Source organism: Legionella septentrionalis, assembly GCF_003989745.1.
Classification (GTDB): Bacteria; Pseudomonadota; Gammaproteobacteria; order Legionellales; family Legionellaceae; genus Legionella_A; species Legionella_A septentrionalis.
On the sequence record NZ_RZGS01000062.1, the window covers coordinates 1 to 4829 of the forward strand.

A 4829-nucleotide genomic window follows, 5' to 3' on the forward strand; every position below is an offset into this window, starting at 1 on the left:
AACAGAATAAAAGGTTTCAGAAGAATTGCTACGCGGTATGATAAAACTGCCGCCATGTTTTTAGGTGCATTAATTGTAATAGGTATTTTGCTGTGGCTGAAACTTTAAAAACACGCCCTAGCATTGCAGACTATGGCTAATAAATATTTAATTTAAAACGTTTTTTCTTGTTAGGGAATAACTTCCTACCATAAAACCGTAAGAAAGTTCCGTCGCGAATCCACTGGATTCATGTTAGCATCGCTCTTTTTTTCGGGAGTTGCCATGTGGTTTAATAATGCTCAATTTTTTCAATACGAACTTGAAAAGCCTGTGGATCTGCAGATTGCCTTGGCGGAAGAAAGACTGAAACCTTGCCCGCCTCATGCCCGCTTTATATATGGCTGGCTGCCTGTCACAGGTGAAGATTTAATTCAGGAAGTAGCAGGCGGTTCACTGATTTGCCTGGGTAAAGAGGAGCGTATTTTACCGCGGGGAGTCATTAAGCGCATTCTTGCGGAACGCGTGCAGGTTTGGGAAACCCAGCACGGGCGCAGCATGAAGCGGGCTGAAAAAGCACAGATGGCAGAAGAGTTGGAGTTTGAATTGCTGCCTAAATCTTTTTGCTTGCAGAAACGCCTATTCGCCTTATTCGATACGGCAGCGCAACGTTTGATTGTTAATACTTCCAGCAGTAATCAAGCGCTACAGTTGGTTTCTCTGCTGAGGAAATCAATACCTGGCATACGCATCGATCCCATAGAATATGAAGAAAATTTATCCATTAAATTTGCACATTGGCTGAATGATGCAACTACTCTGCCAGAAGTATTTCAATTAGCATCAGATTGTTTGCTTTTTGCATTGGATGATGAGAAAAAACGCTTTAACTGCAAGGGATATGAGCTGCCATCTGAAGAAATTACTACGCTGATATCCCAGGGCCTGGCTGCAGCGGAAATTTCCTTGATTTGGAACGAGCGCATACAATTTACCCTAACGCAGGATTTAACTTTAAAACGTATAAAATGCTTAGAGTATTTGGTGGATGAATTTCAAGAAATTCGTGAACTTGAAGAAGAGCGCCAGCAACAGGATGCTGCCCTTACTTTACTTGCCGGCGAATTACATGCGTTACTCAATGACGTCTTTAAGGCATTAGTAAATAAAGAAAAAACTACCGACCACATCGTTCCTGGCATAGAATTAGCTCTTTAGCTCTCAGAGGCAACCCGGTTAGTTTGCAATAACCGGGTTATGAAATATCGTCTGGATAAAACTTAAGCCCGCCTATTCAGAAATCTTAGCAAAATATTACTACTCACTCATCGTCACTGCGGCAGGTTTACTGTGGTATGTGGCTTCATACACCCGCAATGCATCATCCGCTGCCTGGGTTAGCCCCAAAGCAACATTGGCATGATAAACGATGGCCAAAGCAGGTTTTGCGCTCGGCGCCTGCGGATAATTCTTAATCAAATAGCTGGCCCGTTCAATGGCAGCGACGTACATTTTACGTGAGTAATAATAATTGGCTACATTTAACTCCCGCTGTGCAAAAAGGTTTCTCAAATAAATCATCCGTTGTAAAGCATTGGCCTTATAGCGGCTGTCTGGAAATTGTTGCACGAGCGTAGCAAAATCAGTGTATGCTTGCGATTGCGTACCGGGATCGCGCCATGATTCATCGATGGGCAGTATATTGGCAAGCGTGCCACGGGTTTGCTGGAAATTGGCCAATCCTTTCAAATAGTATGCATAGTCTACGTTCTTTGCCCGCGGATAAAGATGAATATAACGGTCGGCAGCCGCTGCTGTGGAAGGATAATCGCCTTTTTTATAATAGGCATATACCAGCTCAAGCTCTGCTTTTTCTGCATAATCATTAAATGGGTACATGGTTTCCAATGCTTCCAGCCGTTTGATTGCACTTTCATATTCTTCTTTTGCTAAAGCTTGCTTGGCTTCAGTATAGAGTTGTTTCGCTGACACACCTTGAAAAGGGTTATATTCTTCGTCATCACCGCCGCCCCACCATTTGGGACATCCTGTAAGCGTCGACAGTAAAATTAATATTGAGAATATCTTAATTAGTTTCATAAACATACCTATTACAACTCTCGGTGACCCCAACAGCCATACCGCAAATGCCGCCATTATACCGATTGCTATGTATTTTGCGAATGCATAAGTAATTGAGTTTACACTGTTATTGCTCTAAAAAAAGCCTTTTTTATTAAATAGTGAGCGATATTTGCCATAAAAGCAAAACTGTAAAGAAAAGATAAAAAAATGATTGCAAATGCCTTATGGTTATAATAGTATTGCCGGCGGAGAGATGGCAGAGCGGTCGATTGCGGCGGTCTTGAAAACCGTTGAAGGGCAACCTTCCCAGGGTTCGAATCCCTGTCTCTCCGCCAGAGTTAACACGCGGAATTGACTTCACCCACACTAACTACCCTCTATTTACTACAACTCAACATCTACTATTTTATAGCGAATGTTTATCTAACCACCTCAATCCTCATCTAAAGATTGTTTTCAATACATTTGCAATTACAGGGATGGCGAGTATTGCATATAAATTCATTACTCTACAAAGTAAAGATACATGCAAAGCCTACTCACTAGAAATGCCTTTATTTCCGCTCTGACGAGGAAAACTTCTAGCATATGGGGTGTGCCCCCAGCAATAATTCACTGGGAGCCGCAATGCTAGGGCATAAGCCCATCATCTTTTTTCACCGGCTCGACGATTTTTTCCCCTGTTGTGGTGGGCCTTGAGGCTGAGAAGAAGCGGCTGTAGAGGAGGATACCTGGGACGATGCCAAGGACGAGTCCGACGAAGACTAGGAGGCCTTTGCCGATATCTTTGGGGATGCTGCTGTGTGGTTTGACCAGTTCTTTCTGATTGGTTTTGATGTGGGTATAAAAATTGTCCAGTTTCTCTTGGGCCGTGCCAAACTCAGCATCGAGTAAATTCTTGCCTGCTTCAAGCAAGCTGATTTTTGTATTGACCGTGGTGTTGCCTGCATAATAGCTCAAGCGCTTAATCTGTTGCACGCATTCCTGCTGGTAATGCGCCAATTTTTTATTTATCTCTGCCTCTTCTTTTTCCTGGTTTAGCGGGTCATGCACTGCTTGCCCAGGGTTTGTATTTTCTTCCACAGGAGGTATTTTGAGCGCTTCGGACGGCAGGTTTTCCTCGGCGGCTGCAGAAGAAGGCGCGGGCTTTTGTTCTTCTGTAGGCGGCAATGGAGTTTCTCCCATTGCTTCGGCTGCTCTTACCCCCTGTTGTTGTGTGGGTGTTTGAGCTTTGCTGTGGGCATTGATTTCATGATGAGCCACGCGGATTAAATCCCTGAACGCAGGCGGCGGCTCGAGGCGTTTCTCGCGGGCTTCGTTGAGCTTGGCAAGATAAGCATCGACCATGAGGGTGGCGTTTGCCGGATTGATTTGTTTATGCTGCAAGACGTCAATCATTTCCTCGCGGCTGTACTCGTCAAGCTCGGTTTTAAGCAAGCGCCTGGCGAGTGCGTTGCCGGGCTTGCGGCGTCCTGCCATGGTGACCGGGTTTTGGGTGCCGATGATAAAAAAACCGGGTTTATCGGGTTTGCCTTCCTCACTCTCGCCCATCAGCAAGTCATTGAGCAAACGCTCCATCATCGGTGAGCTGTTGATTTCATCGACGACCACCACGGCACCTTCCTTGAAGGCTTTGAGCAGCAGGCGTTTCTTATCATCCGGCTGCATGCTGACCGGCATGCGGTAGAAGCTATTTTCGCCTTCCTTAGGTGAGGATAACGTCGCTTCGGTAAACCCATGCGAGAGGAGTGCCAGGGTCACAAGCTCGCTCTTGCCCACCCCGGGCGGGCCTTCGAGCACCATGCCGCCCAAGCCCCCGTATCGTTGCGCATCGGTCACTGCAGCATGGCGTTTGAACTCACGCAGGGCTAATACGTCCGCCAATTGCTGATACACCGCCTGGCGGGAAGGGGTGAGGACAAAGGATTCAAGCCCCTTCCTGTCGATTTCCCGGACGTCATGGGCTGGGATAAAATCGGGCTTGAAGCGTTTGCAAAAGTCCTCTTCCTTTTCAACCGGCAGCAATTCTTTACCCAATTGATAAGCATAATAAGCCGCCACCTGCGCAGCGTCTGCCTCCGGGTGCTTTTTAAGGTAAGACAGGGTGAGGAGTGCCATCATTTCCAGTTCACGCGGGGAAATGAGCACTTCCTTGCTGGATGCATTCACAAGGTAGGCGTACACGCTTAATAATTGCCTGCATGTGGCAAGAACTGCTTCCTCGTTTAAGCTTTGTGCCAACAAAGGCTTTAAAATATGCTGGTAAATAAATTCAGGCGGCATCGCTTCAAACACCAGCGCATTGCCATGCCGGGCAAAGAAAGGCGAGAGCTTGCGCTCACCGCCATAATTCACCGGGTTGCCGGCAAACACCACCTTATGCTGTGGGCTTAATAACGTGTATTCCCCATCAATGAGCATACCCGGCGGGTTGTTAAACAACCCTTCAAATTCCGTCCATTGCCGCGTACCGATGTTCGCCTCATCAATGAAAAGAATCTTGCGCTTCTCACTCTTATCACCGGCCCAGGCGCTTAACGCCTGCTCGCCTGAGTATAACGTATCCTCTTCATTCTTAAAGTACTGCCTGACAAACGTCGATTTGCCAACCGCCGTCAAACCGCTTAAATAAACGTAAGGCTCAGCAGCCAAAATTCCATTGACCGAGGCGATGCGCTTTTCAATGAACGCCTGGGCTTTTTTCTCATAGTCGAGTTCATCAAGCTCAGCCATCGCAGGCACCGGCAACTGGTGCATCCCCTGCC

At 46.7% G+C, this 4829-nt stretch carries 3 protein-coding genes, 1 tRNA gene and 1 pseudogene; 3 read left to right on the forward strand and 2 right to left on the reverse strand.

Annotated elements, in window-relative coordinates; genetic code table 11:
• Together ELY11_RS12665 and ELY11_RS11970 are read left to right on the forward strand one after the other, a co-directional pair.
• Nucleotides 1–108: pseudogene (locus ELY11_RS12665) on the forward strand (IS5/IS1182 family transposase); the annotation flags it as partial.
• A 156-nt stretch (nt 109–264) separates the two neighbouring features.
• Nucleotides 265–1197 carry a recombination-associated protein RdgC gene (locus ELY11_RS11970; protein WP_126954569.1) on the forward strand — a complete coding sequence of 311 codons (933 nt, stop codon included), beginning with the start codon at nt 265–267 and terminating at the stop codon, nt 1195–1197.
• Nucleotides 1198–1296: 99 nt separating this feature from the next.
• On the opposite strand, the gene ELY11_RS11975 is transcribed toward ELY11_RS11970, so the two are convergent.
• Complete coding sequence (locus tag ELY11_RS11975; protein WP_126954570.1) at nt 1297–2079, reverse strand: outer membrane protein assembly factor BamD; 783 nt, start codon at nt 2077–2079, stop codon at nt 1297–1299.
• 232 nt (nt 2080–2311) lie between these two features.
• Between ELY11_RS11975 and ELY11_RS11980 the strand changes: the two genes are divergently transcribed.
• Nucleotides 2312–2399 (forward strand) — tRNA-Ser (locus ELY11_RS11980).
• Between the two features lie 295 nt (nt 2400–2694).
• Here ELY11_RS11980 and ELY11_RS11985 read toward each other — a convergent pair.
• A partial coding sequence (locus ELY11_RS11985) for an AAA family ATPase (RefSeq protein ID WP_233579863.1) occupies nt 2695–4829 on the reverse strand: 2135 nt, incomplete at its 5' end.